The sequence below is a fragment of the Streptomyces sp. NPDC003327 genome (assembly GCF_053589515.1).
In genome coordinates, this window is record NZ_JBSFSA010000103.1 from 1 (window position 1) to 1,240 (window position 1,240).

Genomic DNA, 1,240 nt, shown 5'->3' on the forward strand with positions numbered 1-1,240 from the left:
GACACCCCCAGACGGGGGGCCCCCCCGGCGGCGGGGTGCCCCCGCCCGCCCCCTCCACCCCCCCCCCGGCCGCCCGGCCCCCGCCCTCCCCGCCCCGCCTCCTCCGCGCGGCGATCAGGCCGACGGGGCGCCGAAGGGGCCGCCGGGGCCGTAGTAGGTGCCCAGCCGGTGGCGGTAGGCGGCGTCGTCGAGGTGCTTGTCGCGGTGGAACTCGGGGGCTTCCTTGATCTGGTCCTTGGTGCGTTCGACGAAGACCGTGCGCTCCTCCAGGTCGATCCGCGTCACCGTGGCGGCCGGGAGGAGGACCTCCTTGCCGAAGATCCAGACGCCCGTGTCCACGACCAGATAGGCGTCCCCGACCTCGTCGGAGTGCTTGTCCACCTTTCCGATGCGGCCGTCGGTCGCCTCGACCGCGTAACCGGTCAGATCGGTGCCGGCCAGATGGCCCGCGGTCGACTTGTAGCTCCACACGTGCTCAGTCACGCGATAACAACTCCTCCGGTGGGCGGGGGCGTTCGGCGCGCTGCCGTCGCCCTCCTTCTCCGTGTGCCTTGCGCGGCGGGGTGCGGTCCCCGCCTGGGCACCGCATGCCCCGGGCCGAGCGGGGCAATCACCCTCCGGGCTCGGCACGGCGGCCTTCGCCCGGGCGCGGCGCGGCGTCTCCCGGCGTGGGCGCGGCGCGGCGGGGCACACGGAACGCATGACTGTTCCCAAGACCAGCGTCCTGGTGCTCGACTCCACCGATCCGGAGCCCCTGGCCCGGTTCTACGCGGCCCTGCTGGGCGCCGCCGTGGAACCCGCCGCGGGCGACCACGACCTCCTGCTCGTCACGGGCCCGGCCGGCGTGCTGCTGGGGATCCGCCGCGACCCCGGCCACGCGCCGCCGAGCTGGCCCCGCCCCGAGGACTCCCAGCAGGCACACCTGCACGTCTTCGTGGACGCGCACGCCCTCGACGAGGCCGAGCGCGAGGCCGTCTCGCTCGGCGCGCGTCCGGTCACGGCCGAGCGCGACGGGACCCGGCACGACCGCCGTACGGACGTCCGCCGCTACATGGACCCGGCGGGTCACTCCTTCGTCCTGACCGCGACGGTCCCCGCCCGGGGCACCGTCCCCCAGTCCCGCAGCGTCCCCTAGGGGGTGTCTTGTCGATCAGGCCGGATCAGGGAGCGGCGGCTGGTGCGTGCGATCGCAAGGCGGAGGAGGGAGGCGATGCGGAGCATCGGGCGACCGACGACAACG

The 1,240-nt window shown here is 75.2% G+C and carries 2 protein-coding genes; one reads left to right on the forward strand and one right to left on the reverse strand.

What is annotated here, in order from left to right; genetic code table 11:
- Window positions 1–114: 114 nt before the first annotated feature.
- The gene (locus tag ACWDVG_RS31620; protein WP_451704362.1) at window positions 115–483 is read right to left on the reverse strand and encodes a PRC-barrel domain-containing protein; all 369 of its coding nucleotides are present in this window, start codon (window positions 481–483) and stop codon (window positions 115–117) included.
- 217 nt (window positions 484–700) lie between these two features.
- Here ACWDVG_RS31620 and ACWDVG_RS31625 point away from each other — a divergent pair, with 217 nt between their 5' ends.
- Entirely contained in the window at window positions 701–1,135 is a 435-nt protein-coding gene (locus ACWDVG_RS31625) for a VOC family protein (protein WP_451704363.1), read from the forward strand.
- Window positions 1,136–1,240: the final 105 nt, after the last annotated feature.